The organism is Streptomyces genisteinicus (genome assembly GCF_014489615.1).
Taxonomy (GTDB): domain Bacteria; phylum Actinomycetota; class Actinomycetes; order Streptomycetales; family Streptomycetaceae; genus Streptomyces; species Streptomyces genisteinicus.
Genome location: NZ_CP060825.1, coordinates 2,112,148 through 2,136,277, shown reverse-complemented (window position 1 = coordinate 2,136,277; position 24,130 = coordinate 2,112,148). Strand labels below are relative to the sequence as shown.

The following is a 24,130-nucleotide window of genomic DNA, read 5'->3' as shown; positions in this document are numbered from 1 at the left end:
CATCGAGCGCCGGCCGCCGGTGGGGGACCGGTCAAATCGCAACCTTACGCCCAAGGCGCTCAAGTGTTTCGTTCGGCCGTTCGGTTCCGACCGGTGATCGAGGGGTAGGTATGGCGCAAAGGGTGATGAATGGTGTGTACGTCCCGCCGGCCGAGGTGGGAAGCATGCCAGGAGTTGCGCCGGGACGGCCCCAAACGTCACTGTTTCGGCGGTCCCCGCGGCCGGGTACTTGCGCGATCGGTCCCGCCCGTGTGGACTACGGTCAACGTCACGCCTGCGCGCGTGGCCGCAGGCATTCCCAAGAATCAAGATCAGGAGGCAAGCCGTGAGCGCGACCGCGGACCACGCGGAGACGAACCTGGCCGTAAGGCTGGGATTCCAGCCCGACCAGGTGGTCCAGGAGATCGGCTACGACGACGACGTCGATACAGAACTGCGCGAGGCCATCGAAGCGGCCATCGGCAGCGACCTCGTCGACGAGGACTACGACGACGTGGCCGACGCCGTGGTGCTCTGGTTCCGTGACGACGACGGGGACCTGACCGACGCGCTGGTCGATGCCATCGCGTACATGGAAGAGGGCGGCCAGATCCTGCTGCTGACGCCGAAGACGGGCCGTGACGGCTACGTCGAGCCCAGCGACATCGGCGACGCCGCCACCACCGCCGGGCTCTCTCAGACCAAGAGCGTCAGCGCCGGCAAGGACTGGGCGGGCACCCGCCTCGTCACGCCGAAGGCGGCGGCGAAGAAGCGCTGAGGACCGCGGGCGGCACCACGCCCGCCGCGGCCCGGGGAGCGCCCCCGACAGCATCGCGAGGCCCCCGCCGACCACCCGGTCGGCGGGGGCCTCGCGCCTGCCCGGCGCACCGGGCGGGGGGCTTCCCGCCGGGGCGGTTCCGTGCCGGGTGAGGGCTCCCCCGCCGGGACGGTTCGGCAGCCCGTAAGGTGGGCATTCACCGGTTCGGCTCACTGAAGGGATGCGTTTCCATGGCGATCGAGGTCGGCGACAAGGCTCCTGAGTTCACCCTCAAGGACAATCACGGCCGCACCGTCTCGCTCTCGGACTACCGCGGCGAGAAGAACGTCGTCCTGCTCTTCTACCCGTTCGCCTTCACCGGCGTGTGCACCGGCGAGCTGTGCGCCCTGCGCGACGAGCTGCCGTCGTTCGTCAACGACGACACCCAGCTGCTCGCCGTCTCCAACGACTCCATCCACACCCTGCGCGTCTTCGCCGAGCAGGAGGGCCTGGAGTACCCGCTGCTGTCGGACTTCTGGCCGCACGGCGAGGTCTCCACCGCCTACGGCGTCTTCGACGCGGAGAAGGGCTGCGCGGTGCGCGGCACCTTCATCATCGACAAGGAGGGCGTCGTGCGCTGGACCGTCCTCAACGGCCTCCCGGACGCCCGGGACCTGAACGAGTACGTCGCGGCGCTCGGTACCCTCTGACCCCCGGCCGACCACCGGGGAGCCGGCGCAACTGCCGGACGCCACAGGGGAAACCGTTCCTCTCGCGCATTCACCGGGCGAACCGGGGAGCGAAAGTCTGTTTCCGTGGGGAACCGGTCACTAGGATTCTTTCGTAGATCCGTACAGGAACGCACTACGGGGGCGCTGCCCCTGAACACCAATGGAGGGACTCGTGGGAGTCAGCCTCAGCAAGGGCGGCAACGTCTCGCTGACCAAGGCCGCGCCGAACCTGACCGCGGTCACCGTGGGCCTGGGCTGGGACGTCCGGACCACCACCGGCACCGACTTCGACCTCGACGCCAGCGCGCTGCTGACCAACGCCGAGGGCAAGGTCGCCACCGACGGCAACTTCGTCTTCTTCAACAACCTCAAGAGCCCCGACGGCTCCGTCGAGCACACCGGTGACAACCTCACCGGTGAGGGCGAGGGCGACGACGAGGCGATCAAGGTCAACCTGGCCGCGGTCCCCGCCGACGTCGACAAGATCGTGTTCCCGGTCTCGATCTACGAGGCCGAGAGCCGCCAGCAGTCCTTCGGCCAGGTGCGCAACGCGTTCATCCGCGTCGTCAACCAGGCCGACGGCGTCGAGCTCGCCCGGTACGACCTCAGCGAGGACGCGTCCACCGAGACCGCGATGGTCTTCGGCGAGCTCTACCGCAACGGCGCCGAGTGGAAGTTCCGCGCCATCGGCCAGGGTTACGCCTCCGGACTGCGCGGCATCGCGCAGGACTTCGGCGTCAACGTCTGAGCCGCAGCACTCCACGTCCGGCGCCGCACGCTTCGTGCGGCGCCGGACGTGCCTCGCACAACGACCGCACAGGGGAGGACACATCATCATGGGCGTCACGCTCGCCAAGGGAGGCAATGTCTCCCTCTCCAAGGCCGCACCCAACCTCACCCAGGTCCTGGTGGGCCTCGGCTGGGACGCACGCTCCACCACCGGAGCCGACTTCGACCTCGACGCCAGTGCCCTCCTCTGCCAGAACGGGCGCGTTCTCGGCGACGAGTGGTTCATCTTCTACAACCAGCTCAAGAGCCCGGACGGCTCGGTCGAGCACACCGGCGACAACCTCACGGGCGAGGGCGACGGCGACGACGAGTCGCTGATCGTCGACCTCTCCGCGGTGCCGGCGCACGTCGACAAGATCGTGTTCCCCGTCTCCATCCACGAGGCGGACAACCGGGGCCAGACCTTCGGGCAGGTCAGCAACGCGTTCATCCGCGTGGTCAACCAGGCCGACGGCCAGGAGCTCGCCCGCTACGACCTGAGCGAGGACGCCTCCACCGAGACCGCGATGATCTTCGGCGAGCTCTACCGGTACGGGGGCGAGTGGAAGTTCCGGGCCGTGGGCCAGGGGTACGCGTCGGGCCTGCGCGGCATCGCTCTAGACTTCGGGGTCAACGTTTCGTAAAGCCGCGTGCGGCGCGGGGGAGCACCTCCCTCAGGCTTCACTCGGGGGACCAATACACGATTGGGTAGCCAGTGGTTCTGAAAACCTTCGGCTGGTCGTTCGCCGTGACGGCGGCCGGCCTTGCTTTCGCCGCCTGGCAGTGGGGCTGGGAGGCGTTCGGGATCGTACTGATCCTGTCGATCCTGGAAATCTCGCTGTCCTTCGACAACGCGGTCGTCAACGCCGGCATCCTCAAGAAGATGAATGCCTTCTGGCAGAAGATCTTCCTGACCATCGGCATTCTGATCGCCGTCTTCGGCATGCGGCTGGTCTTCCCCGTCGTGATCGTCGCCATCAGCGCCAAGGTCGGGCCGATCGAGGCCGTCCAGCTGGCCATGGACGACCCCGACCGGTACGAGGCGCTCGTCACCGACGCCCACCCGGCCATCGCCGCCTTCGGCGGCATGTTCCTGCTGATGATCTTCCTCGACTTCATCTTCGAGAAGCGCGAGCACACCTGGCTGTCCTGGATCGAGAAGCCGCTGGCCAAGCTCGGCAAGGTCGACATGCTCTCCGCCTGTGTCGCCCTGATCGCCCTGCTGCTGTCCGCGATGTACTTCGCCGTCGAGGCGCACACCAGCTCCGGCCACGCCGACAAGACGGCCACCGTGCTGCTGGCCGGCATCGCCGGTCTGATCACCTACCTCGTCGTCGGCGGCCTCTCCGGCTACTTCGAGGACAAGCTGGAGGAAGAGGAGGAGCGCGAGCACGAGGAGGAGGAGAAGGCCAAGCGCGAGGGCAAGCAGGTCTCCGCCGTCGGCCTGGCCGGCAAGGCCGCGTTCTTCCTCTTCCTGTACCTGGAGGTGCTCGACGCCTCGTTCTCCTTCGACGGTGTCATCGGCGCCTTCGCCATCACCAACCACATCTTCTGGATGGCGCTCGGCCTCGGCATCGGCGCCATGTACGTCCGCTCGCTCACGGTCTACCTCGTCCGCGAGGGCACCCTGGACGACTACGTCTACCTGGAGCACGGCGCGCACTACGCCATCGGCGCGCTCGCCACGATCCTGCTCGTCACCATCCGCTACGAGATCAGCGAGATCATCACCGGTCTCCTCGGCGTGGTGCTGATCGGCGCCTCCTTCTGGTCCTCCGTGGTGCGCAACAAGCGCGTGGCGGCGGCCGAGGGGAGCGGGTCGGGCGACAAGGCCGGAATCTCGTCCGGCGTGTGACCGACTCCCGTGTGTGACACCCTCCGCCCGGAGGGAACGCTCTGAACGGGGCGGTCGCGAGGTCATGGCCTCGCGACCGCCCCGCGGCATGCGGTGGGGCACGACGGACCGATTGTGTGGGGTGGGGCATGGCCATCTGGGACAACCTGTTTCGCGGCAGGGCTGCACAGTTCGACTCGGGGAGCGCGGCGACCAACTCCATCGGGCTCAGCAGGCGGCGCCCGTCCGTCTCGCTCACCAAACAGGGCGCGGCCACCGGCAACCTGCGCGTCAACCTCTCCTGGCGGATGCGCACCTCCGACCTCGACGGCCGCCCGCGCCAGGGCGGCCTGCTGCGCCGCCCGTTCGACCTCTTCAAGCCCGACGTCGTCCAGGCGCACACCCAGGGCATCGTCAACGTCGACCTGGACCTGGGCTGCCTCTACGAACTCGCCGACGGCAGCAAGGGCGTCGTACAGCCGCTGGGCGGCTTCCTCGGCAGCCTCAACGAGGCGCCCTACGTCCGCCTCAGCGGCGACGACCGCTTCGGCGGCTCGTCCGGCGAGACGATCTACGTCAACCTCGACCACCGCGACGAGATCAAGCGGCTGCTGTTCTTCGTCTACATCTACGACCAGACCCCGGCCTTCGACCGCACCCACGCCCACTGCACCCTCTACCCGAGCAACGGCCCCCGGGTGGAGATCGAACTCGACGAAAGCGCCCCCCAGGCCCGCTCCTGTGCCGTCTTCTCCGTGGAGAACGTCAAGGGCGACCTGATCGTGCGGCGCGAGATGAAGTTCGTCTACGGATTCCAGGCGGAGCTCGACCGGCTGTACGGATGGGGGCTCCAGTGGGGACGCGGTTACAAGAGCCGGGTGTAGCGACCGGGCACCCGGACCGCCGGCGCGGGCCCGCCGGGGCCCGGACCGCGGACCCCGGCGCCCGGCCGGCCGCCGCGTCAGCGGCGCTGGAACTGCGGCCCCATCGGGGGCAGGCGGAAGTTCGGGTCCGGGGCGAACGCGGCCGCCGCGGCCGGCTGCGGGTAGCCGTACCCGGGAGCCGGCGCCGGAGCCGTCTGCGGAGGCGGCGGGGCGTTGTGGGGGTACCCGTACCCGGGCCGGGTCACGGCGTCGTCGGACGGGGGGTAGCCGTAGGCGGGCGCGGGAGGCGACGGGGGAGCGGCGGGCGGCTCGGGCGCGGAGGAGGGCTCCGCGGCGGCCTCCGCCTCGTCCACCGAGATCCCGAACGCCGTCGCCAGCCCCACCAGGCCGGTCGGGTACCCCTGCGCCACCGCGCGGAACTTCCAGCCGTCCCCGCGGCGGTACAGCTCGCCGCAGATGATCGCCGTCTCCTCGCCCGTCTCCGGCCGCACGTCGAAGACCGCCAGCGGCTCACCGTCGCCGGAGGCGTCGTACAGCAGTATCCGCAGGTCGCGGACGTTCTGGAAGGTGCCGCCGTCCGAGGAGGCGGCGATGACGACCTGGTCGACTCCGGCGTCCAGCGCCGACAGATCGGCCTCCACCGTGTCCGTCAGGGCGTCGCCCTCGCGCTTCTTCGCCATCCGCCGCACCAGACCCGACGGATGGCGCGGCTGGTTGTAGAAGACGAAGTCCTCGTCGGAGCGCACACGACCGCCGGGACCGAGCAGCAGGGCCGACGCGTCGACGTCCGGCACGCCGGACCCCGGTGTCCAGCGGAGCACGGCCCGGACGGCCGTGGCATCGAGAGGGACGTTCGAGCCCTTCATCATCGTGTGCGTCATGCTCGTCATCCTGCCTGTCCGGACGGCCCCGGGACAACGCGGGGGCCGCTCCAGGGCGCCGGGGACCACGATCGGACCACCCTGCCGTGCGGGGAGGAAAGGGGCGGGTTACCTGAATGTCATGCAGGCGGGGAACTGCGGACACCTCGCCCTACGTACTATTACCGGCCACATGTCGTCAGGCCTCCAAGGCAGTACGGGGTATTCATATGCGTCATTTCGGGCACGTCCCGCCCGCTGTCCGGGAGCGGCTCTTCCACCGGCAGCCGGCCGAGTTCGGCGCGGGCTCGCCCGCGAGCATGCTCGCGGCCGCTCTCGGAGCCACGCTCTACAGCCCCGCCACACGGCCCCGGCTCGCGGACGACGTGATCAAGCAGACCGGGCGCGGCGTGGTGTCCATGGTGCTGTGCCTGGAGGATTCCATCGGCGACGAGGACGTCGAGGCGGCCGAGGCCAATCTGGTCCGGCAGTTCGCCGACCTCGACACGCGGGACGCCGAGCTGCCCCTGCTCTTCGTCCGCGTCCGCCGTCCCGAGCAGATTCCCGACCTCGTGCACCGCATGGGACCCGCCGGGCGCCTGCTGTCCGGATTCGTACTTCCCAAGTTCACCGAGGAGCGGGGCGTTCCCTTCCTGGAGGCGCTCACCACCGCCGAGACGGAGAGCGGCCGCCGCCTCTTCGCGATGCCCGTCCTGGAGTCGCCCGAACTGCTCTACCTGGAGACCCGGGCCGACACCCTGACCGGCATCGCCCACACCGTCGACAAGTACCGCGAGCGCGTCCTCGCCCTGCGGCTCGGCGTCACCGACTTCTGCTCCGCCTACGGGCTGCGGCGCTCGCCCGACATGACCGCCTACGACGTGCGGATCGTCACCTCCGTCATCGCCGACGTCGTCAACGTCCTCGGCCGCTCCGACGGCACCGGGTTCACCATCACCGGCCCCGTCTGGGAGTACTTCCCGACGCAGGAGCGCATGTTCAAGCCGCAGCTGAGGCAGAGCCCCTTCCTGGAGGGGAGCGCCGAGGACCTGCGCGCCGCGCTCATCGAGCACGACATGGACGGACTGCTGCGCGAGATCCAGCTCGACCGGGCCAACGGCCTGCTCGGCAAGACCTGCATCCACCCCTCCCACGTCGCGCCCGTGCACGCACTCTCCGTGGTCACCCACGAGGAGTACAGCGACGCCTGTGACATCCTGCGCCCCGAACAGGACGGCGGCGGGGTGCTGCGCTCGGCGTACACGAACAAGATGAACGAGGTGAAGCCCCACCGCGCCTGGGCGGAACGCACCCTCCGGCGCGCCGAGGCCTTCGGCGTCGCCGCCGAGGACGTGGGCTTCGTGGACCTGCTGGCGGCGGGGGTCGCCGGCTGATGAGAGAAGAGGACGACAACGTGGTGTGGTCGGGCAGCTGGGTGGCCGAACGGCTCGGAGTGGGGCTCGACGGCGACGAACGCCTCCCCGAACTGCTGGGCCTCGCCCTGCGGCGCAACCCCAAGCGCGCCCACCTGCTCGTGTCGAACGTCCTCGGCAAGCACGTGCCGCAGAGCCCTGGGCTCGTCTGGCGCACCGGCCGCGACCTGGGCGTGCGGGTGCGCACGCTGCTCGGCGCCGACGAGGCCGCCCGCGCCGTCGTCCTCGGCTACGCGGAGACCGCCACCGGCCTCGGCCACGCCGTCGCCGACGGCGTCGGCCTCGCCCCGTACCTCCACTCCACCCGCCGTCCCGTGGCCGGCGTCGACCCGGCCGGCGGCTTCGAGGAGTCCCACTCCCACGCCACCAGCCACCTGCTGCTGCCCGAGGACCCGCTGCTGCTCGCCGGCGACGGCCCGCTCGTCCTCGTGGACGACGAGTTCTCCACCGGCAACACCGTCCTCAACACCATCCGCGACCTGCACGAACGCCATCCACGGCGCCGCTACGTGATCGTCGCCCTGGTGGACATGCGCGGCGAGGGCGACCGCGAGCGCTTCGACGCCTTCGCCGCCGGGATCGGCGCCCGCGTCGACCTGGTGGCGACCGCCACCGGCACCGTCAGCCTCCCGGACGGCGTCCTGGCCAGGGGCCAGGCCCTCGTCGCCGAGCAGGAGCGCGCCCAGGGCGCGACCGCGCAGCGCACCGGGCCCGCGGCGGACGGCGCCGGGCCGGGCGGCGAGGGTACGGGGCCCGCGGCGGACGGCGCCGGGCCGGGCGGCGAGCGCACCGGGCCCGCGGACGGCTCCCGGCCGGGCACCCACACCCGGATCGGCCTCCGCTGGCCCGCCGGCCTCCCCGACGGCGGCCGCCACGGCTTCCTCCCCGGCCACCGCGCCGGCCTCGAAGCCGCCCTGCCGGCCATGGCCGCCACCCTCGCCGAAGCCCTCGGCCCCGCCCGCCGCGTCCTCGTCCTCGGCTTCGAGGAGCTGATGTACGCGCCGCTGCGCCTCGCGACCGCGCTGGAGGAGACCGGCGCCGTCGCCGAGGTGCGCTACTCGACCACCACCCGCTCACCGGTCCTCGCCGTGGACGACCCCGGCTACGCGATACGCACCCGGATCGTCTTCCCGGCCCACGACGACCCCGCGGACGGCCCCGGCGAGCGCTACGCCTACAACGTCGCCGGCGGCGGCTTCGACGCCGTGGTCGCCGTCGTCGACTCGGCGGCGGACACCGCCGCGCTCCACGCACCCGACGGCCTGCTGGCCCGGCTCGCGGACCACACCCCGCACGTGGTGCTCGCCGTGATCCCCTCGTACGTCCCGGCCGGCGCCCGGCGGGAGAACGCCGGCTCCGCCGCCGCGCCGACCGCCACCGCCCCTGCCCTCACCGCCCCTGCCCCGGCCGTCCGGTTTCCGGCCGCCCAGTCCCCGACCGCCCACGAGAGGGCCTCCATGCTTCCCGATCCGCTCCGCGGACCCGACTTCTCGTCCTACGCGCCCGACGAGGTCGGCTGGCTGCTCCAGGACCTCTCGGACACCGAACTGGAAGCGCCCACCGAGGAGCGGGAGGAGGCGATACAGAGCGGCGGCGCCCACTACGCCGAGTCCCTGCCGGTCGAGTACCAGCCCAGCGAGCGCTACCAGCAGCTGTTCAAGGACGCCCTGGAGACCTCCGCCGCCCGGATCGCCCGCGCGGTCGGCACCGTCACCGAGACCGTGCTCGCCGAGCGGTCGCCCCGTCCCGTGCTCGTCTCCCTCGCCCGCGCGGGCACGCCCGTCGGCGTCCTGATGCGCCGCTGGGCCCGGCACCGCCACGGCCTCGACCTGCCGCACTACGCCGTCTCCATCGTGCGCGGCCGCGGCATCGACGCCAACGCGCTGCGCTGGCTCGCCGCCCACCACGACCCCGCCGACGTCGTCTTCGTCGACGGCTGGACGGGCAAGGGCGCCATCACCCGCGAACTCGCCGAGGCACTGCGCGAGTTCGACGGCTTCGACCCCTCGATCGCGGTCCTCGCCGACCCCGGGGGCTGCGTGCGCACCTACGGCACCCGCGAGGACTTCCTCATCCCCTCGGCCTGCCTCAACTCCACCGTCTCCGGCCTCGTGTCCCGTACCGTCCTGCGCGCCGACCTCGTCGGACCCGACGACTTCCACGGCGCCAAGTACTACCGCGACCTCGCCGGCGCCGACGTCTCCGGCCACTTCCTCGACACCGTCGCCGCCCGCTTCGACGAGGTCGCGGACGCCGTCGACGCCGAGGCCAAGGACCTCCTCGCCGCCCCCGACCGGGCCCCCACCTGGGAGGGCTGGGCAGCCGTCGAGCGCATCAGCGAGGAGTACGGCATCCACGACGTCAACCTCGTCAAGCCCGGCGTCGGCGAGACCACCCGCGTACTGCTGCGCCGAGTGCCCTGGAAGATCCTCGCCAAGCGGGGCGCGGGCGCCGACCTCGACCACGTCAGACTCCTCGCCGAACAGCGAGGCGTACCCGTCGAGGAGGTCGACGGCCTCCCGTACACCTGCGTGGGGCTGATCCACCCCCAGTACACGCGCGGCGCCACCGGTGCCGACGGCAAGGCGGTGTCGGCATGACCGTGCTCGTCGCCAGCGACCTCGACCGTACGCTGATCTACTCCAGCGCCGCCCTCGCCCTGACCATGCCCGACGCGGACGCGCCCCGGCTGCTGTGCGTCGAGGTCCACGAGCGCAGGCCCCTGTCGTACATGACCGAGACGGCGGCCGGCATCCTCGCCCGGCTGACCGAGGACGCCCTCTTCGTCCCCACCACGACCCGCACCCGCAAGCAGTACCAGCGCATCAGCCTGCCCGGCCGCCCGCCCCGGTACGCGATCTGCGCCAACGGCGGCCACCTGCTCGTGGACGGCGTCAGCGACCGCGACTGGCGTGCCGCCGTCGCCGCCCGCCTCGACGACGAATGCGCCCCGCTCGCCGAGATCCGCGCCCACCTCGCGGCCACCGCCGACCCCACCTGGCTGCGCAAGGAACGGATCGCGGAGGACCTGTTCGCCTACCTCGTGGTCGAGCGGCCGCTCCTTCCGGAGGGCTGGGTCAAGGAGCTCTCCGGCTGGGCCGGGGAACGCGGCTGGTCCGTCTCCCTCCAGGGCCGCAAGATCTACGTGGTGCCGCGGCCGCTGACCAAGAGCGCCGCCGTCCGCGAGGTCGCGCGCCGCACCGGCGCGCGCCTGACGCTCGCCGCCGGCGACTCCCTCCTCGACGCGGACCTGCTCCTCGCCGCCGACCAGGGCTGGCAGCCCGGCCACGGCGAACTCACCGAGGCCGGCTGGAGCGCCGCACACGTCGAGATCCTCCACCACCAGGGCGTCGCGGCGGGCGAGGAGATCCTCCGCCGCTTCACCGCCCGCGCGACGGGGGCGTGAGACACGGGGTCCCGAGCGCGCGGTCCCGCTCGGGGCCCGGACACGGACGGGGCGCGTGGCGCCCGGCCCGGGCAGGCAGCCCGGGCCGGGCGCCACGCGCCCCGTCTCGCACTCCGGCGCGCCGCTCAGGTGCGGCGGCGCGTCCCGGCCCCCGACTTCGTCACCCGCACCACGAGGAAGACGACGACCGCCAGCACCGCGACGCCCACCACCACCTTCGAGTACGTCGACACGTACCCGGTCACGTCCTCCCACCGCTCGCCGAGCGCGTACCCCGCCAGCACGAACACCGTGTTCCACAGCGCACTGCCCAGCGTCGTCAGCAGGGTGAACAGCGGCAGCGACATCCGCTCCACACCCGCGGGCACCGAGATCAGCGAGCGGAACACCGGGATCATCCGCCCGAAGAACACCGCCTTCGGCCCGTGCTTCACGAACCAGGCCTCGGTGCGCTCGATGTCCCGCGTCTTCACCAGCGGCAGCTTCCCCGCGATGGCGATCGTCCGCTCCCGGCCGAGCAGCGCGCCCACCCCGTACAGCGCGAGCGCCCCCACCACGGAGCCCGCCGTCGTCCACAGCAGCGCCGCGACCAGGCTCATCTGCCCCTGACTCGCGGCGAACCCGGCCATCGGCAGGATCACCTCGCTGGGAATGGGCGGGAAGAGGTTCTCCAGCGCGATCGCTATCCCCGCCCCCGGCGCCCCGAGAGCGTCCATCAGGCCGGTGACCCACCCCGGGGCGCTGTCGGCGGCGACGTTGACCATCTGCGTGTCCATGGCCGAACGCTAGAAAGCCGAAGCTGAAGAAGCCCTGAAGGCGACCGCACACCATCCTGCGGTTTCCCTCACTGCGACCGCCCGGCTTCCTGCGGTTTTCCTCAATGCGCCCGCCCGGTGCCGGCCGCTAGCGTGACCGGTCATGAGAACCCTGGCGACACGGACGGTCCGGTTCACCGCCGGCTGCGCACTCGGCGCCGCGACCGCGGTCGTCGAACTGCCCCTCGTCCTGCTCGGCGGCCTCGTCCTGCTCCTCGCCGGCGCCCGCCCCGGGACGGCACGCGGCGTGCCCGGACCGGTGCGCGCCGTGGCCGCCGCGCTCCTCGCCGTCGAACGCCGCAGGCTCGGCCGGCTCCTCGGCATCCGCATCGCCCCCGCACCCGACGACGCCCGCGCGCTGCGGTACCTGGCCGTCCGCTGGACCCTGGGCCTGCTCGGCGGGGCGGTCGCCGCTCTCGTCCTCGTCGGCATCGCGTACAGCTCCCTCTTCGTCTACGCATGGTGGCTCGACGACATCGCCTACCCGCTGGCCGTGGCGTTCAGCAATCTCGGCGGACTTCTTCTGCTGTTCCTCGCCTGCCAGGGCGTCTTCGGCACGGTCATGCTGGAGGAACAGCTCGCCCGCCGCCTCCTCGGCCCCAGCCACCACGACGAACTCGAACGCCGGATCACCCAGCTCGCCACCACCCGGGCCGAGATGATGGAGGCCGTCGACGGGGAACGCCGCCGCATCGAACGCGACCTGCACGACGGCGTCCAGCAGCGGCTCGTCGCCCTCGGCATGCTCCTCGGCCGGGCCCGCCGCAGCCACGACCCCGCCCACGCCGACGCACTCCTGCTCCAGGCCCACGAGGAGAGCCGCCGCGCCCTCGTCGAACTCCGCGAGGTCGCCTGGCGCGTCTACCCGACCGTCCTCGACGAGGCCGGCCTGCGCGCCGCCCTGGAGACCGTCGCCGAACGCACCCCGCTGCCGGTGCGCCTGGACTACACCGTCCCCGTACCGCCTCCGCGCCAGACCGGCACGGTCGCCTACTTCGTCGTCTCCGAGGCCGTCACCAACGTCGTGAAGCACTCCGGTGCCACGCGCGTCGAGGTGCGCGTCGGGCGGGACGGCGACCGGCTGCTGCTCCGGATCCAGGACGACGGCACGGGCGGGGCGGACCCCGCAGGCGGCGGCCTGACCGGGCTCGCCCGGCGGGTCGCCGCACTCGACGGCCGGTTCGGGGTGCACAGCCCGGCCGGCGGACCCACCCGGATCACCGCGGAGCTGCCGTGCGCATAGTCATCGCCGAGGACTCGACCCTGCTCAGGGAAGGGCTCGTCCGCCTGCTCGCCGAGGAGGGACACGAGGTTCTTGCCGCGGTCGGCGACGCCACCGCCCTCCTCACGGCCGTCGCGGCCGACCCGCCGGACGTCGTCGTGGCCGACGTGCGGATGCCGCCCACCCACACCGACGAGGGGCTGCGCGCCGCCCTCGACATCCGCGGCCGGTGGCCCGGCACGGGCGTGCTCGTGCTGTCGCAGTACGTGGAGAAGCGCTACGCCACCGAACTGCTCACCTCGGACGGCGGGGGAGTGGGCTACCTGCTGAAGGACCGGGTCGTCGAGGTGGACGAGTTCCTGGACGCCCTCGCCCGGGTGGCGCGGGGGCAGGCCGCGTTCGACCCCGAGGTCGTGCGGCAGATCCTCGCCCGCAGCACCCGCACCGACCCGCTCGCCCGGCTGACGGCGCGCGAGCGGGACGTCCTCGCCGAGATGGCGCAGGGGCACACCAACGCGGCCATCGCCGCCCGCCTGCACGTCTCGCTGAGCGCAGTCGAGAAGCACATCAACGCGATCTTCGACAAGCTCGGCCTCAGCGGCACGACCGGCTATTCACGGCGTGTGCTGGCGGTGCTGCGGCATCTGGGGTCGTAGCGGGGCCGCGTGCGGCCGGACCGCGTGCGGCGGGTGCCGGGCCGCCTGGGCGTCTGACTGTGCGCGGCGCCCGTTCGCGCCGGGCCGCGACGCGTCGCGGGGTCAGCCGCAGCAGCCGCCCCCGCAGCAGCCGCCACCGCCGCCCGACGGGGCGGGCGCCGCACCGGAGCCCGCGGACGCGGAGCCCGAGACGGCCACGGCGGAGAGCAGCTTCACGGTGTCGCCGTGCCCTGCGGGACAGTCGGCCGGAGCGGACGACTCCGCCATGGGACGGCTCACTTCGAAGGTGTCGCCGCACGTGCGGCAGCGGTACTCGTAACGAGGCATGCGGTCAGGCTACCGGCAGGCGGGCCGCCTCCGGCAGGTCGCGTGGGCATCGGGTGCGCGGGCGTCGGGGCGTGGGGCGGGGCCGGGGACCGCGGGCGCTCCCGGGACGTCCAGTGCTCGCGCTCCGGCTCCCGTTCGCGGCCCGCTCCCGCGGCTCTCGCTGCTCGCGCTGCTCCCGCGGCTTCCGCGGCTTCCGGCGCGCCGGTCAGCGCCGCCCGTACCGTACGGCCGTGCCCGCCGCACCGTACGCCGCCGCACCGTCGGCCTCCAGTGCCTCCCGGCGCCGTCGCGCACGCTGCTCACGCGCGGCCTCCTCGGGGTGGCGCGCCCTCCAGTACGGGTTGTCGTGCGGCAGGGTCGCGCTGACCCGGCCGTACATGCCGAAGCACATCAGCATCAGCCCCACGACGAAGCTGAAGATCACGTTCTGCATCCGGAAGGCGAGCGGGTTGAAGCTGCGGTCCAGCAGGGCGAGGTTCACGAACCCGCTGGCGATGAAGAGGATGCCGAACGTCATGTTGAGGGTGGAGGCGACGTTGCCGCCGATCACCATGCCGACGAACAGCAGCAGGCCCACGCAGATGGACAGGATGCTCAGCGCGCCGTTGGTGCTGAGACCGGCCACGGTGTCGCCCTGCGTGTCGAAGAACCCGATCCGGTCGATCAGGCCGAGGACGCCGAAGACCACCAGCACCAGTCCCATCAGCCCGGCGCCGACACGGTAGACCCGGCTCAGCCGGTGATCGACGGGCAGGTGCTCGTCCAGCCTGATGCGCTGCCGCTCCCGTACCCCGTGCCCGCCCGCGCGCCGGGACGGCGCCGGCGGCCGGGTCGCGGGGGGCTGCGGGACCTCCCCGCCGCCGAGGGCTCCGGCGGGGGCGGGGCGGTCTGTGCGGGAGCGCGGGCGGTGCAGTACGTGTCCGGCCATCGTCGGCCTCCTTACGTACCGGCCGGGGCGGGCCGGCGTGCGCGGGCCCCTGCCCGCTTCCTCCAGCATCCGCCCACCGGCACCGCACCGACAACGCGGGCGGGCCGGGGCCCTCGGTCCTGCACGCCCCTACCCGGTTCTCCGGCGGCCGGCGGCTCCTCAGTGCCCGGCGCCGCGCTCCTCGCGGATCTGCTCGACCACATGCGCCGCCGTCCGCCGGACCGCCTCCATCTCCTGAAGGAAGTGCCAGTAGTCGGGGTGGCGGCCCTCCAGCCCCTCCACGGCCCGCTCCACCCGCGCCACCGAATCGTCCAGCGGACGGGCGTGCCGCGGGTCCGGTGTGTGCCGGCCGGCCATCGCCAGACGCTGGGCGTCACGGATCGCGAACCGGGTCCGCTCGATCTCCTGCTGCGGATCCTTCGACACGGCGTTGAGGCGCTGCAGACGGTCCCCGGCCGCCGAGACCGCCTCGTCGGTGCTGTTCAGCAGGGCGCGCACCGTGGAGAGCAGAGCCGTCGCGTCCGGCCAGCGCTGCTCCTCGCGCGCCGTGCCGGCCTCCTTCAGCTTCTCCTCCGCCCTGCGCACACTGAGCGCGGCCTGCTCCGGCACCGGCTGGAGGTCCTGCCAGCACGCCGCCGTGAAACGCCGACGCAGCTCGCTGAGCACCGGATCGACCTGTTCCGTCCGGGTGGTCAGGGCCTGCGCGCGGGTGCGCAGCGACACCAGCCGCTTGTCGATCTCGGCGGCGCGCTCGGGCAGCCGCTCCGCCTCGATCCGCACCGCCTCGGCGTCACGCAGCACACGGTCGGCCCGCTGAAGCGTCTCCGGGACGCCGTGGCGCCCGGCACCCTCGTTGAGCTTCGTCAGCTCGGGGCCGAGCGCGGCCAGCCGCGCGGCGAGATCGTCCGCCCGCAGACCGGAGCCCCGCGCCGCGTCGAGAGCGGTGCTCGCCGCGAGAAGCGCCTGCCGAGCCCGCTCCACGGCGGGCGCGAGCCGGGCGAGCTGCGTCTCCGCCTTGTCGAGCAGCGGCCCGAGCCCCTGCCCGAAGCGGTCCAGCTCGCCCTTGACCCGTACGAGCTCGTCCTTGGCGCCGTTCAGCTGCGTCCGCGCCTGAGCGGCCGCCGACGCCTCCAGGTCGTCGCGGTCGAGGTCGTGCGCGTCGACGGCGGTGATGTACGCGTGACTTACCTCGTCGATACGCCGCCCCAGCGCCGCGAAACCCTCCACCGCCTGCCGGGCCGCCGGCGAGCTGTCCACCGCGCTGATCGTCTCGATCGAGATCCGCAGATCACGCTGCGCCGTGTCCAACTCGTAGAAGGCGGCCGCCGCCGCGTCCTTCGCGGCCTGCGCGTCGGCCCGCTGGCTCTCGCCACGCCCCCCGCCGAACCACCGCCGGGTGCCGCCACCGGCGAACGCGCCCGCCGTCGCGACGGCGAGCAGAGGCACGGGCAGCAGCATCAGTCCCAGGACGTCACGGACGGCGCGCGCCCTTGGCTCGTGATGCCGCCGCGCGAGTCTCGCCGTCACATCCCTCTCCCGTGCCGTGTCCGCCCTGACGTTGCCCGTTCCGGGTCAATACTCCCACCAGAAGGACGAACACACGGGTCCGTTAGTTCGCGGTACGCACCACCACTTTGCCGTTGTCGCTGCGGGCGGACACCACACGGTCGCTGGCGTCGTCCCTGGGAACGGACACGTCGACGTCCCCGTTGTCGCTCCTCGCGGTCACCGCGTACGGCGCACCGGCGCCCGGAAGGCCGATCTCCACCCCGCCGTTGTCGCTGACCGCCTCCACCCGCTCGGGCACCGCGTCCAGCCGCAACCGGACCGCCCCGTTGTCGGACCCGGCCTTCACGGTCGTCGAGGTGACACGCTCGGTGACCACCCCGCCGTTGTCGGTGTAGAGGTCGAGCGGGCCGCTGGAGTCCCGAACCTCCACCTTCCCGTTGTCCGAGGTGATCTTCAGCGCCGTGGTGAAGCCGCTCGCCGTCACGCCGCCGTTGTCGTCCTCGACCGTCACCGCGACGCCCTTCGGCACCCTGACCGTGTGACGGCCCCCGCAGTTGCTCACCAGACCCTCGCAACGGACCTTCAGCGCGAGCTTCCCGTCCTCCAGCCGCCAGGACTTCTCGGGCCCGTTCCCGAAGACCACCCAGCCGTCCACCTGCCGCGTGACCTCGACGTCCCGGACATCCGCCGCGACGATCTCCAGCGCACTGTTGTCGGACGCGATCGTTAGCGACGTCCCGCTGAACGGGAAGGCCCTGCTCTCCACGGGGGCGTCCTCCGCCCCGCTGCTCCCGCACCCGCCCACCGCCCCCGCGACCAGCACGACCCCGCCCACGGCGACCCCGACCCGCCCCACCCGACGACGCCCACCCGACACGTAGCGCATGAGAATGCTTCCCCCTGAAGGTCCCTACCGACTGACCCTCCTCACGCTACGTACACCCACCACCCTGGATCGATGCGGCGACCCACCCTCCCCGAGGTGGGGCTACCCCCAGCACCCGGCCCCGCCCCTTCAACGGTTTGGAGGTGCGCGCGGTGCGCCATGTAGGGTGTTGCCTCATCCACGGGTGCGTAGCTCAGGGGTAGAGCGCTGCTCTTACAAAGCAGATGTCGGCGGTTCGAAACCGTCCGCGCCCACCAGTGCGAAGGCCCCCAGCCGGTTCAGGCTGGGGGCCTTTGACATCCACGTCTGACATCAACGCGGGCGGTCACTCACGGCCGCGACGCTGCCGTACCCGATCTCATGCTGGAACGAGCGGCCCATGCCGGTCCGCTCGGCGATCACCGATGCGTGAGGCAGTCCCCCCGCGCACTCGGAGGGCATCGAGCGGCGTATCTCAAGCGCGGAGGGGGACACGTCTGCGCCTCACGCGCCCAAGGTACGACAGAGCAGCGGCGGGCCTCATGCCCCATGAGCTGCTAGTCCCAGAAACGTTGCCCGCTGGTCGACTCCTTGCTATAGATCGCGGACGCGATCGGGGCTCCGTTCCCGCACCTCGTGACGGAACGGCCCGGGCGGGAGGCTCAGGGGCAGGCGAACACCTCGGCGCCGATGTCGTGCACGCCGCTCCTGCCCATGGCGCGGCCGACGTGGACGGCCCCCACGGTGAGCGGGCGGCCGCAGGCGAAGCAGGATCGCCCGCTCCATGCTTCCGTCGTGAGGGCGGACGCCGGCGGGATCTCCCGGGTCCGGCATGCGGCGTGAACGGGAGCGCCGGGGTCACCACTGCGGGTCCCGGCCGGTGTTCGTCCAGCGAACCTCGTCGTAGCAGTCCTCGTGGTCTCCGCTGTGCCCTGGGGGACGCGTGCAGTTCAGGTACCGCGCGGGGTGCGCTGCCCAGCAGGGGCTCGGGATACGGACGGGCGGGATGTCGTCCAGGATCGGGGACCAGTGCCGCTGCGCGTTCATGCTCCCACCCGGCCGGGCGCGGGGACGAGGCCGCGCTGCTCGCGGCACGGGGCGCAGGCGTACAACTCGATCGGCGGGCCGGACTGGCGCTCCAGCACGTCGACGAACTCCGCGGAGCCGGACGGGCCCTTGTGCCAGTGGCACCAGCCGTCCGTACCCGCGCCGGCAGCCCCCGAGGGGCGGATGTGGGCGTCCATACCGAGGACGGTAGGAGCGGCGCCCCCGCGGCGGCGGGCCGGTTGCGCCGGATTGCGCGGACCCCGCGGCGATTGCGGCCGGTTGCTCAACCGGCCAAGCCGGCCCGCGCCCTCGCGATCAGCCGGTGCGCCTGCGGCCCGTGCACGGCGGCGTCGTGCAGCTGCTCCCAGACCCGGCCGTACAGGTCGACGTCCTCGGCGCTGTCGTAGGTCAGCTCGGTGTTGATGGTCTCGACGACGACCTTGTCCCCGCCGAAGATCCAGAACCCGTGCTTCGCCGTCAGGGGCATCTGCCGCCCGAACGGCACGATCCCGAACTCCACCGTGCTCGTCCCGATCAGGCTCACCAGCCGGTCCAGCTGCCCGGCCATGACGGCGGGCGGGCAGATCAGGACGTGCAGCGCGCCTTCCCACACGAGCACCCGGTACAGGCGTCCGGGTTCGTACAGCACTTCCTGCCGGCGCATCCGCGCGGCGACGGCGGCGTCCGTGTCCCGGGGCGAGCGCATCAGCTCGGCACCCTGGGCAAGCAGGTGCCGGGCGTACTCGGCCGTCTGGAACAGGCCGGGGATCACCGTGGCCTCGTAGCCTCGCGCGTTCGCGGCACCCTGGTACTCGACGACGTACCGCTCCTGCACGGGCCGGTGCCCGGCGGCGAGCTGTCGGCGCCACGAACGCTGCTGGGACTCCAGGCCGCGCAGACGGGAGCGGAGGTCCGGAGCCTGCTCGGGTACGCCGACGGCGTCCGCCCAGGACTCGAGGTCCACAGCGGACGCCGTCTGCTTCCCCGTCTCCAGTCTGCTGACCTTGGAGCGCTGCCAGCCCAGCCGTTCGGCCAGGTCCTTCCCGGTCAGGCCTGCGTCCTCGCGCAGCTCGCGAAGCCGTGCGCCGAGGGCCTGCCTGCCTGTCTGGAAGTCCGTGCTCACACGGTGGACCGTACCCGCGTCCAGACCAGGTCAGTGGGGACTGCGGCGGACCAGGCTGCATCTCGGGCGCGGCAGGCGGCGAGCACCTGCTCGTGGTCGTCGACGACCTCGACTCCGACCGTGACGTCGTCCTCGTCGATGTGCATGCGCACGAGGGTGCGGGAGTCGAAGAGCCAGAAGTCGAAGTCGGGCAGGCCCAGCCCGCGGGCGGCCGCGCGGCCGAGGACGCGGATGCTCTCGCCCGCCTCGGTGTTCCCCGCTGCGGTGGCCATGAGGAACCGCTGCCCGTCGGTGGGTGGGTCGTCGACGAGGCGGACGCGGGTGAACCGGGCGCCGGCCGCTGTCTTCTCGCGCACGTTCACGTTCCACGGGTGATCCGGTTCCGGGGCGGGGTGGGTGCCGCGGAGGAACGCCTGGAACCGGGCGCCTGCCCGGTCGGTTGCGTAGCCGTGGCGAGTCTCCAGCCGGAACGCGGTGTGCTGGAAGTCGGCGAACAGGTGGGTGATCTCCTCGAAGGGGACCAGGGCGGGCACGGGCTACTCCTTGGGGGCGAAGCGGGTGAGCAGCTCGCGGGGGATGACGACGGCGGTCTCGGCGACGCCGAGGTCGCGGAGCTGGGCGCGGTGCCCGGCGTCGATCTCGTCGCCCTGGACGACGAGGTCGCCGGTCTCTTCGACCTCGTACAGGGTGGGGCAGTTGCCGTGTTCGCTGGTGGTGCCGATGAACCTGAGCGTCATGCCGGGGCTCCTCTCGGGGTGGAGGTATCAGCATGTTCTGAGCGCTGCGCGTGCGGTGGCGGGTTGCGCGAAATTGCGTGGCCAGGTTGCTGCGCCCCGGTTGCGCGCAACCGGGGCATGCGGTCCTGGTGGTGAGGTCGCGTTCGTCGCCGACCGTGTGGCGTCCGGCCGGGCCTGCCGCCGCAACGAGCGGGCGCAGACGGTCAGTCACGTGACGGCGTCACTCCTCGGCACCGCGACGGAGTCCGCCGCAGCGCGCCGCCCCCCGTCAGGCCGCCGGCAGGCGGTTGAAGCCCGTGAGGCGGGGCGAGACGGTGAAGGGGAAGGACTCGCCGCCGGGGGTGCGGAGGGCGGTGAGGATGTCGTCGTCGGGGTCGCCGAAGACCTCGAAGTGCTGCACGGTGCAGTGGTCCATCACCCCGCGGATGTACGGGTCCGACAGTCGCCAGTGGGTCCGGACGGCGTCCGAGTCGCGGTAGAGCTGGAAGCTGTGTGCCAGCATCCGTTCCTCGTCGACGAAGACCTCCACCATGAGCTGCGGGCCGTGGTCGCGGGCGAACGTCACGGCCTGCGTGACGGCCTCGCGGAAGCCGGCGAGGTGGCCGTCGGTGATGCGCATGGTGTTGCGGAAGAGGATGGTGCTGCTGGTCGTGGTCTCCATGCGCCGAGTGTGGTACCTCAACCGGACTTGAGGTCAAGGCCGGCGGGCAGGGAGCGTGAGGAGCGACGAGGCCGCCGCGGCGGATGCGGGCCTTCCGGTTCGGAGGGCCCGCATCCGCCGCGGCGGTGCGGGGTTCGGGCGGGTCAGGAGACGTGGTTGTACGCCGGGTTGCCGGTCAGGGCCGGGCTGGTGGCGCGGGGGGCGAAGGGGGCTCGCCAGTTGCCCGTTCCCGCGTAGAACCAGCCGGTGTTGCCGGGGCCGTACGCGTACAGGTCGGGCCGGCCGTCGCGGTTGGCGTCGCCGATGCCGATGGTGTCCGTGTAGGCCTGCCAGCCGCCGCCGATCTGCTTGCGGGCGGCGAACGTGCCGTCGCCCCTGCCGAGGTAGAGCCAGAGCACCCCCGCCTTGTCGCGTGCGACGAGGTCACCGGGCAGGTCGCCGCCGATGTTGCCCGTGGCGGTGATCTGGTTGTACGCGTCCCAGCCGCCGGTGCCGATCTTCTGCCGCTTGGCGAACGGGGCGGCGGTGTTCCCGGTGCCGGGGTGGAGCCAGAGGGCGCCGGCCTTGTCGGCGGCCACCAGGTCGGCCTTGCCGTCGCGGTTGAGGTCGCTGCCGCCGGTGATCCGGTCGTACGTGTTCCAGCCGCCGCCCAGGGACTTGCGGGCCGCGAACGTCGCCCGGTAGCCGTTGCCGGTCACGTCGTAGAACCAGAGGACGCCGCTCGTGTCCCGGGCGACGAAGTCGGCGGAACCGGTGCCGACGCCGCCGACGGTCTCGATCCGGTCGTAGACCTGCCAGCCGCCGCCGATCCGGTCGGGCCCGTGGGGCGCCACGAGCGATTTGCGCGCGGAGTCGTACGAGGTGGACTGCTTCCACAGCACGCCCTGGGCGTCACGGGCCAGCAGGTCGGGGCTGCCGTTCCAGTCGAGGTCGTGGTGGGTGGACAGGCCCCTGGCCGCCGCGAAGGTGCCGGTGGCTTCCACGTCGGGACCGACGCCGTTCTGCGGGCGGGCCGTGAACGACCACTCGTACTCGCCGGGTTCGGCGTCCCGTCCCATCTGGGACTCGGCGGCGATCTGCGCCCAGGTGATGCCGAAGACCCCGTCGCCGTAGTAGTACTCGCTGCCGGCGGACTCGCTGTACAGGTGCAGTGTCTTCCGGAAGGACTCGCCGGTGGCACGGTGCCTGATCGTCAGGTCGACGTCCGCGTTCTCCCGGGAGAGCTTCCACTTCAGCGGGATCGGGGAGGTGACGTCGACGGTGTGCATGATCTGCGGGCCGTGGTGGACGAGCCGTGTCGGCTGCCCGGTGGAGGCGACCAGTTCGGCGGCCGGCCTGCCGTCCGCGCCGAGGGCGATCCGGTAGAGGCCCTCGCCCTGTGCCACGGTGCCGCCGCGCGCGAACAGCGTGTTGCCGGCGCCCGGTCTGACCGTGTTGACGTAGTCGAGGAGCTCGACGGTCTCGCCGGACGCCTGGGACTTCGCCGTGAAGGGGACCAGCTTGCGCGTGTCGCCCGTGCCGTTCCCCTCGAGGGTGGATGCCTGGCCGTACATCGTCCAGGAGTCCAGCAGGGCGACCGCCATGCGCTCGCCCTCCCAGAGCTCGAAGTCGGTGACGGACTCGGTGCCGGTGGCGCGGTCCACGGTGTGGTACGTCCCGCCTTCGGCCGCCCAGGCCAGGTGGGTGGCGGAGAGCGCGCTGTACTCGCCGAGGGTGCTGCCGTACGCCTCGGTCTCGTGGGTCGAGACCACCTCGGCGGCGGCGAGGTCCACCACGGCGAACTGCGTCCGCCAGTCCGCGGGGGTGCCCGCGCTCTTCAGGTAGTAGTCGACGAGGACCGAGCCGTCGCGCACGGGGGTGGCGGTGATGTTGGACGCCCCGGGCGGGATGCCGTCGATCGTCCGCTGCGTGACGGTGTCGCCGGTGCGGGTGACGAGCCGCAGCTCGACGGAACCGTCCGGCTTCGTGAACTCCGCCAGGACGGTGTCCCGGGAAACGGCCCGTACGTAGACGCCGTTCAGCGGCCCGAGGTCGATGGTGACGGTCCTGCCGCCGTCGGCCATGTCGTGGAGCGTGACGACCAGGGAGCGGCGGAGGGTCCGTCCCAGCCCGGACATGATGACGTCGGTGCCGGTGGAGTCGACGACGGAGGCGTTGACGGTGGTCGTCGAGCCGTCGGCGAACCGGGTCCACCGGAACTCCTGGCCGCTGTACGGCCTGCCGGTCAGGAACCCGGTCTCCCCGGCCGCGTGGAAGTAGCCGTTCACCGGGTACGGGACGGGGGCCTGGCGGGTGCCCGCCTCGGCCGGGGCGGCGGCGGGCAGGGGCGATGCGGCGGCCGGGGCGGCGAGGGCGCCCGCGCCGAGCGTGACAGCGAGGACGGTGGTGATCGCAGCGGAGACCCCGCGAGGGGCGGTGCGTGCGGAAATCAAGAGTTGTTCCTCCTGGAGAGGGCGAACGAACGGTGATCCTGCTGGCGCGCGCTGCCCGGTGAGACTCGCCTTCGGTCCCGAGGGTTGTACGGCGGAGGCGGTCTGTTCCCGGCCGCGGGGCGGGAGTTGCGGGGGCCGTGCGCGGCGGTCGCGGGCGGCGTACCGTCCGGGTGTGACCTCAGATCAGCCGCCCCTGTGCCCCTCGTGTGCCGAGCCGATGCGGTTCGGCGGCTTCGCGCTGTGCCGGCGGGAGGAGGACGGCAAGCGCGTCTGCCGCGGTGTGTGGGGGTGCCCCGCCCGCCATGTCTGGTGGCAGTGGGCCGACCGGCCGGGCGACGTCCCGGAGCCCTGTCCGCACCCCGAACTCCTGGGCTGGTGAGGCGGACGGCGGCGGGGGCTTGCCCCGGGGCGCCGTCCCGGCCGGCCCGGCCCCGGGCAGGGGCGCGGGGAGAGGAGGCGCCGGGAGGCGGCCGCCGTGGAGTGTTCGGCGAGAAGTAGTTGCCTATGTGACGAAACTGGCCGGTATTCCACGGCACTTCCGTTACGGTCGGCTCCTCGCACGAGCTCTTGGGGGCCTCATGTCGTACAACCCGCCGTCCCAGCCGCCGCCTTGGGGGCAGCCGCCCGCTCCCGCCGGTCCCGGGACGCCGCCGCCCGCGCCGCCGTCCGGGCGTCCGAAGTGGGCGCGCAAGCGCATAGTTCTCCCGGCCGCCGTCGTGGTGTTCCTCATCGGCCTGGCCGCCGGACCGGACGGCGAGGCGGCCACGGACAACGCGGCCAGCAGCAAGGCCGCACCCGCTCCGACGGTGACGGCGACGGTCACCGCCACCGCGGACGCACCGGCGCCCGCCGCGACGGAGACGGTCACGGCCACGCCGGAGCCGGCTCCGGAGGTGACCGTGACGGCGACGCGGACCGTGCGGGTCACGGTCGCCCCCGCCGGGGGCGGCGGGGGCGACGACGACGGCAGCGGCGGCTCGGGGTCGGGCGGCGGGGCCGTCTCGTACGCGAACTGCACCGCGGTGCGCGCCGCCGGCGCCGATCCGATCCGGGCGGGGGACCCGGGGTACGGCAGGCACCTGGACCGCGACGGCGACGGGGTCGGCTGCGAGTAGGCCGCGTCCGGCCGTGACTCGCGGGGGCGGCCGGGACTCGC

General features: G+C 72.5%; 26 protein-coding genes and 1 tRNA gene. 14 read left to right on the top strand and 13 right to left on the bottom strand.

Annotated elements, in window-relative coordinates; genetic code table 11:
* Positions 1-325 precede the first annotated feature (325 nt).
* The 6 genes from IAG43_RS09400 to IAG43_RS09375 all read left to right on the top strand — a co-directional run bounded on the left by IAG43_RS09400 (position 326) and on the right by IAG43_RS09375 (position 4,953).
* Positions 326-757, top strand: a complete 432-nt coding sequence (locus IAG43_RS09400) for a DUF3052 domain-containing protein (protein WP_187740301.1) — start codon at positions 326-328, stop codon at positions 755-757.
* A 230-nt stretch (positions 758-987) separates the two neighbouring features.
* The gene (locus tag IAG43_RS09395; protein WP_187740300.1) at positions 988-1,446 is read left to right on the top strand and encodes a peroxiredoxin; all 459 of its coding nucleotides are present in this window, start codon (positions 988-990) and stop codon (positions 1,444-1,446) included.
* A gap of 193 nt (positions 1,447-1,639) precedes the next feature.
* A complete protein-coding gene (locus IAG43_RS09390) occupies positions 1,640-2,215 on the top strand; it encodes a TerD family protein (protein ID WP_147986283.1) in 576 nt (191 codons plus the stop codon).
* An 88-nt stretch (positions 2,216-2,303) separates the two neighbouring features.
* Positions 2,304-2,879: a TerD family protein gene (locus IAG43_RS09385; RefSeq protein WP_187740299.1), complete on the top strand. Its 576-nt coding sequence runs from the start codon at positions 2,304-2,306 to the stop codon at positions 2,877-2,879.
* Positions 2,880-2,950: 71 nt separating this feature from the next.
* Positions 2,951-4,090, top strand: a complete 1,140-nt coding sequence (locus IAG43_RS09380; protein ID WP_187740298.1) for a DUF475 domain-containing protein — start codon at positions 2,951-2,953, stop codon at positions 4,088-4,090.
* A gap of 128 nt (positions 4,091-4,218) precedes the next feature.
* Positions 4,219-4,953, top strand: a complete 735-nt coding sequence (locus IAG43_RS09375; protein WP_187740297.1) for a TerD family protein — start codon at positions 4,219-4,221, stop codon at positions 4,951-4,953.
* A 77-nt stretch (positions 4,954-5,030) separates the two neighbouring features.
* Here IAG43_RS09375 and IAG43_RS09370 read toward each other — a convergent pair whose 3' ends face one another.
* The gene (locus tag IAG43_RS09370) at positions 5,031-5,834 is read right to left on the bottom strand and encodes a TerD family protein (RefSeq protein ID WP_187740296.1); all 804 of its coding nucleotides are present in this window, start codon (positions 5,832-5,834) and stop codon (positions 5,031-5,033) included.
* 209 nt (positions 5,835-6,043) lie between these two features.
* Here IAG43_RS09370 and IAG43_RS09365 point away from each other — a divergent pair, with 209 nt between their 5' ends.
* The 3 genes from IAG43_RS09365 to IAG43_RS09355 are packed head-to-tail and all read left to right on the top strand — an operon-like array spanning position 6,044 to position 10,652.
* A complete protein-coding gene (locus tag IAG43_RS09365) occupies positions 6,044-7,207 on the top strand; it encodes an HpcH/HpaI aldolase/citrate lyase family protein (RefSeq protein WP_187740295.1) in 1,164 nt (387 codons plus the stop codon).
* Complete coding sequence (locus tag IAG43_RS09360; protein WP_187740294.1) at positions 7,207-9,846, top strand: phosphoribosyltransferase; 2,640 nt, start codon at positions 7,207-7,209, stop codon at positions 9,844-9,846. Before IAG43_RS09365 ends, IAG43_RS09360 begins: the two co-directional genes overlap by 1 nt.
* The gene (locus IAG43_RS09355; protein WP_187740293.1) at positions 9,843-10,652 is read left to right on the top strand and encodes an HAD family hydrolase; all 810 of its coding nucleotides are present in this window, start codon (positions 9,843-9,845) and stop codon (positions 10,650-10,652) included. The genes IAG43_RS09360 and IAG43_RS09355 overlap by 4 nt, the downstream gene beginning before the upstream one ends.
* Before the next feature lie 125 nt (positions 10,653-10,777).
* Here IAG43_RS09355 and IAG43_RS09350 read toward each other — a convergent pair whose 3' ends face one another.
* A complete protein-coding gene (locus tag IAG43_RS09350) occupies positions 10,778-11,428 on the bottom strand; it encodes a DedA family protein (protein ID WP_187740292.1) in 651 nt (216 codons plus the stop codon).
* 142 nt (positions 11,429-11,570) lie between these two features.
* On the opposite strand from IAG43_RS09350, the gene IAG43_RS09345 reads away from it, so the two are divergent.
* Both IAG43_RS09345 and IAG43_RS09340 read left to right on the top strand, forming a co-directional pair.
* Positions 11,571-12,710, top strand: a complete 1,140-nt coding sequence (locus IAG43_RS09345; protein WP_187740291.1) for a sensor histidine kinase — start codon at positions 11,571-11,573, stop codon at positions 12,708-12,710.
* Positions 12,701-13,345: a response regulator transcription factor gene (locus IAG43_RS09340; protein WP_187740290.1), complete on the top strand. Its 645-nt coding sequence runs from the start codon at positions 12,701-12,703 to the stop codon at positions 13,343-13,345. Before IAG43_RS09345 ends, IAG43_RS09340 begins: the two co-directional genes overlap by 10 nt.
* Positions 13,346-13,447: 102 nt before the next feature.
* Here IAG43_RS09340 and IAG43_RS09335 read toward each other — a convergent pair whose 3' ends face one another.
* The 4 genes from IAG43_RS09335 to IAG43_RS09320 all read right to left on the bottom strand — a co-directional run bounded on the left by IAG43_RS09335 (position 13,448) and on the right by IAG43_RS09320 (position 16,995).
* On the bottom strand, positions 13,448-13,672 hold the full coding sequence (locus IAG43_RS09335) for an FmdB family zinc ribbon protein (protein WP_187740289.1): 225 nt from the start codon (positions 13,670-13,672) through the stop codon (positions 13,448-13,450).
* A 205-nt stretch (positions 13,673-13,877) separates the two neighbouring features.
* On the bottom strand, positions 13,878-14,600 hold the full coding sequence (locus IAG43_RS09330; RefSeq protein ID WP_187740288.1) for a DUF4383 domain-containing protein: 723 nt from the start codon (positions 14,598-14,600) through the stop codon (positions 13,878-13,880).
* Between the two features lie 159 nt (positions 14,601-14,759).
* A complete protein-coding gene (locus tag IAG43_RS09325; protein WP_187740287.1) occupies positions 14,760-16,127 on the bottom strand; it encodes a hypothetical protein in 1,368 nt (455 codons plus the stop codon).
* Between the two features lie 82 nt (positions 16,128-16,209).
* Positions 16,210-16,995: a DUF4097 family beta strand repeat-containing protein gene (locus tag IAG43_RS09320; RefSeq protein WP_187740286.1), complete on the bottom strand. Its 786-nt coding sequence runs from the start codon at positions 16,993-16,995 to the stop codon at positions 16,210-16,212.
* A 182-nt stretch (positions 16,996-17,177) separates the two neighbouring features.
* Here IAG43_RS09320 and IAG43_RS09315 point away from each other — a divergent pair.
* Positions 17,178-17,252 (top strand) — tRNA-Val (locus IAG43_RS09315).
* A 580-nt stretch (positions 17,253-17,832) separates the two neighbouring features.
* On the opposite strand, the gene IAG43_RS09310 is transcribed toward IAG43_RS09315, so the two are convergent.
* The 7 genes from IAG43_RS09310 to IAG43_RS09280 form a co-directional block, all read right to left on the bottom strand.
* Positions 17,833-18,021, bottom strand: coding sequence for a hypothetical protein (locus IAG43_RS09310; RefSeq protein ID WP_187740285.1), 189 nt, complete (start codon positions 18,019-18,021; stop codon positions 17,833-17,835).
* Positions 18,018-18,218, bottom strand: a complete 201-nt coding sequence (locus IAG43_RS09305) for a hypothetical protein (protein WP_187744790.1) — start codon at positions 18,216-18,218, stop codon at positions 18,018-18,020. The genes IAG43_RS09310 and IAG43_RS09305 overlap by 4 nt, the downstream gene beginning before the upstream one ends.
* An 86-nt stretch (positions 18,219-18,304) precedes the next feature.
* Entirely contained in the window at positions 18,305-19,144 is an 840-nt protein-coding gene (locus tag IAG43_RS09300) for a helix-turn-helix domain-containing protein (RefSeq protein ID WP_187740284.1), read from the bottom strand.
* Positions 19,141-19,677: a DUF6879 family protein gene (locus IAG43_RS09295; RefSeq protein ID WP_187740283.1), complete on the bottom strand. Its 537-nt coding sequence runs from the start codon at positions 19,675-19,677 to the stop codon at positions 19,141-19,143. The genes IAG43_RS09300 and IAG43_RS09295 overlap by 4 nt, the downstream gene beginning before the upstream one ends.
* 3 nt (positions 19,678-19,680) lie before the next feature.
* Positions 19,681-19,881 carry a hypothetical protein gene (locus IAG43_RS09290; protein WP_187740282.1) on the bottom strand — a complete coding sequence of 67 codons (201 nt, stop codon included), beginning with the start codon at positions 19,879-19,881 and terminating at the stop codon, positions 19,681-19,683.
* 268 nt (positions 19,882-20,149) lie between these two features.
* Positions 20,150-20,542 (bottom strand): hypothetical protein, encoded by a 393-nt coding sequence (locus IAG43_RS09285; RefSeq protein ID WP_187740281.1) that lies wholly within the window; start codon positions 20,540-20,542, stop codon positions 20,150-20,152.
* A gap of 143 nt (positions 20,543-20,685) precedes the next feature.
* Positions 20,686-22,974 (bottom strand): FG-GAP repeat domain-containing protein, encoded by a 2,289-nt coding sequence (locus IAG43_RS09280; RefSeq protein WP_187740280.1) that lies wholly within the window; start codon positions 22,972-22,974, stop codon positions 20,686-20,688.
* A 172-nt stretch (positions 22,975-23,146) separates the two neighbouring features.
* Here IAG43_RS09280 and IAG43_RS09275 point away from each other — a divergent pair, with 172 nt between their 5' ends.
* Positions 23,147-23,353: a dehydrogenase gene (locus tag IAG43_RS09275; RefSeq protein ID WP_246574194.1), complete on the top strand. Its 207-nt coding sequence runs from the start codon at positions 23,147-23,149 to the stop codon at positions 23,351-23,353.
* A gap of 337 nt (positions 23,354-23,690) precedes the next feature.
* Positions 23,691-24,089, top strand: a complete 399-nt coding sequence (locus IAG43_RS09270) for an excalibur calcium-binding domain-containing protein (RefSeq protein ID WP_343075572.1) — start codon at positions 23,691-23,693, stop codon at positions 24,087-24,089.
* The last annotated feature ends 41 nt before the right edge of the window (positions 24,090-24,130 follow it).

Coding starts and splice junctions, on each gene's coding strand:
- IAG43_RS09395 (WP_187740300.1), top strand. CDS start 988: ATGGCGATCGAGGTCGGCGACAAGGCTCCTGAGTTCACCCTCAAGGAC.
- IAG43_RS09385 (WP_187740299.1), top strand. CDS start 2,304: ATGGGCGTCACGCTCGCCAAGGGAGGCAATGTCTCCCTCTCCAAGGCC.
- IAG43_RS09375 (WP_187740297.1), top strand. CDS start 4,219: ATGGCCATCTGGGACAACCTGTTTCGCGGCAGGGCTGCACAGTTCGAC.
- IAG43_RS09370 (WP_187740296.1), bottom strand. CDS start 5,834: ATGACGCACACGATGATGAAGGGCTCGAACGTCCCTCTCGATGCCACG.
- IAG43_RS09365 (WP_187740295.1), top strand. CDS start 6,044: ATGCGTCATTTCGGGCACGTCCCGCCCGCTGTCCGGGAGCGGCTCTTC.
- IAG43_RS09360 (WP_187740294.1), top strand. CDS start 7,207: ATGAGAGAAGAGGACGACAACGTGGTGTGGTCGGGCAGCTGGGTGGCC.
- IAG43_RS09355 (WP_187740293.1), top strand. CDS start 9,843: ATGACCGTGCTCGTCGCCAGCGACCTCGACCGTACGCTGATCTACTCC.
- IAG43_RS09350 (WP_187740292.1), bottom strand. CDS start 11,428: ATGGACACGCAGATGGTCAACGTCGCCGCCGACAGCGCCCCGGGGTGG.
- IAG43_RS09345 (WP_187740291.1), top strand. CDS start 11,571: ATGAGAACCCTGGCGACACGGACGGTCCGGTTCACCGCCGGCTGCGCA.
- IAG43_RS09335 (WP_187740289.1), bottom strand. CDS start 13,672: ATGCCTCGTTACGAGTACCGCTGCCGCACGTGCGGCGACACCTTCGAA.
- IAG43_RS09330 (WP_187740288.1), bottom strand. CDS start 14,600: ATGGCCGGACACGTACTGCACCGCCCGCGCTCCCGCACAGACCGCCCC.
- IAG43_RS09320 (WP_187740286.1), bottom strand. CDS start 16,995: ATGCGCTACGTGTCGGGTGGGCGTCGTCGGGTGGGGCGGGTCGGGGTC.
- IAG43_RS09310 (WP_187740285.1), bottom strand. CDS start 18,021: ATGAACGCGCAGCGGCACTGGTCCCCGATCCTGGACGACATCCCGCCC.
- IAG43_RS09305 (WP_187744790.1), bottom strand. CDS start 18,218: ATGGACGCCCACATCCGCCCCTCGGGGGCTGCCGGCGCGGGTACGGAC.
- IAG43_RS09290 (WP_187740282.1), bottom strand. CDS start 19,881: ATGACGCTCAGGTTCATCGGCACCACCAGCGAACACGGCAACTGCCCC.
- IAG43_RS09285 (WP_187740281.1), bottom strand. CDS start 20,542: ATGGAGACCACGACCAGCAGCACCATCCTCTTCCGCAACACCATGCGC.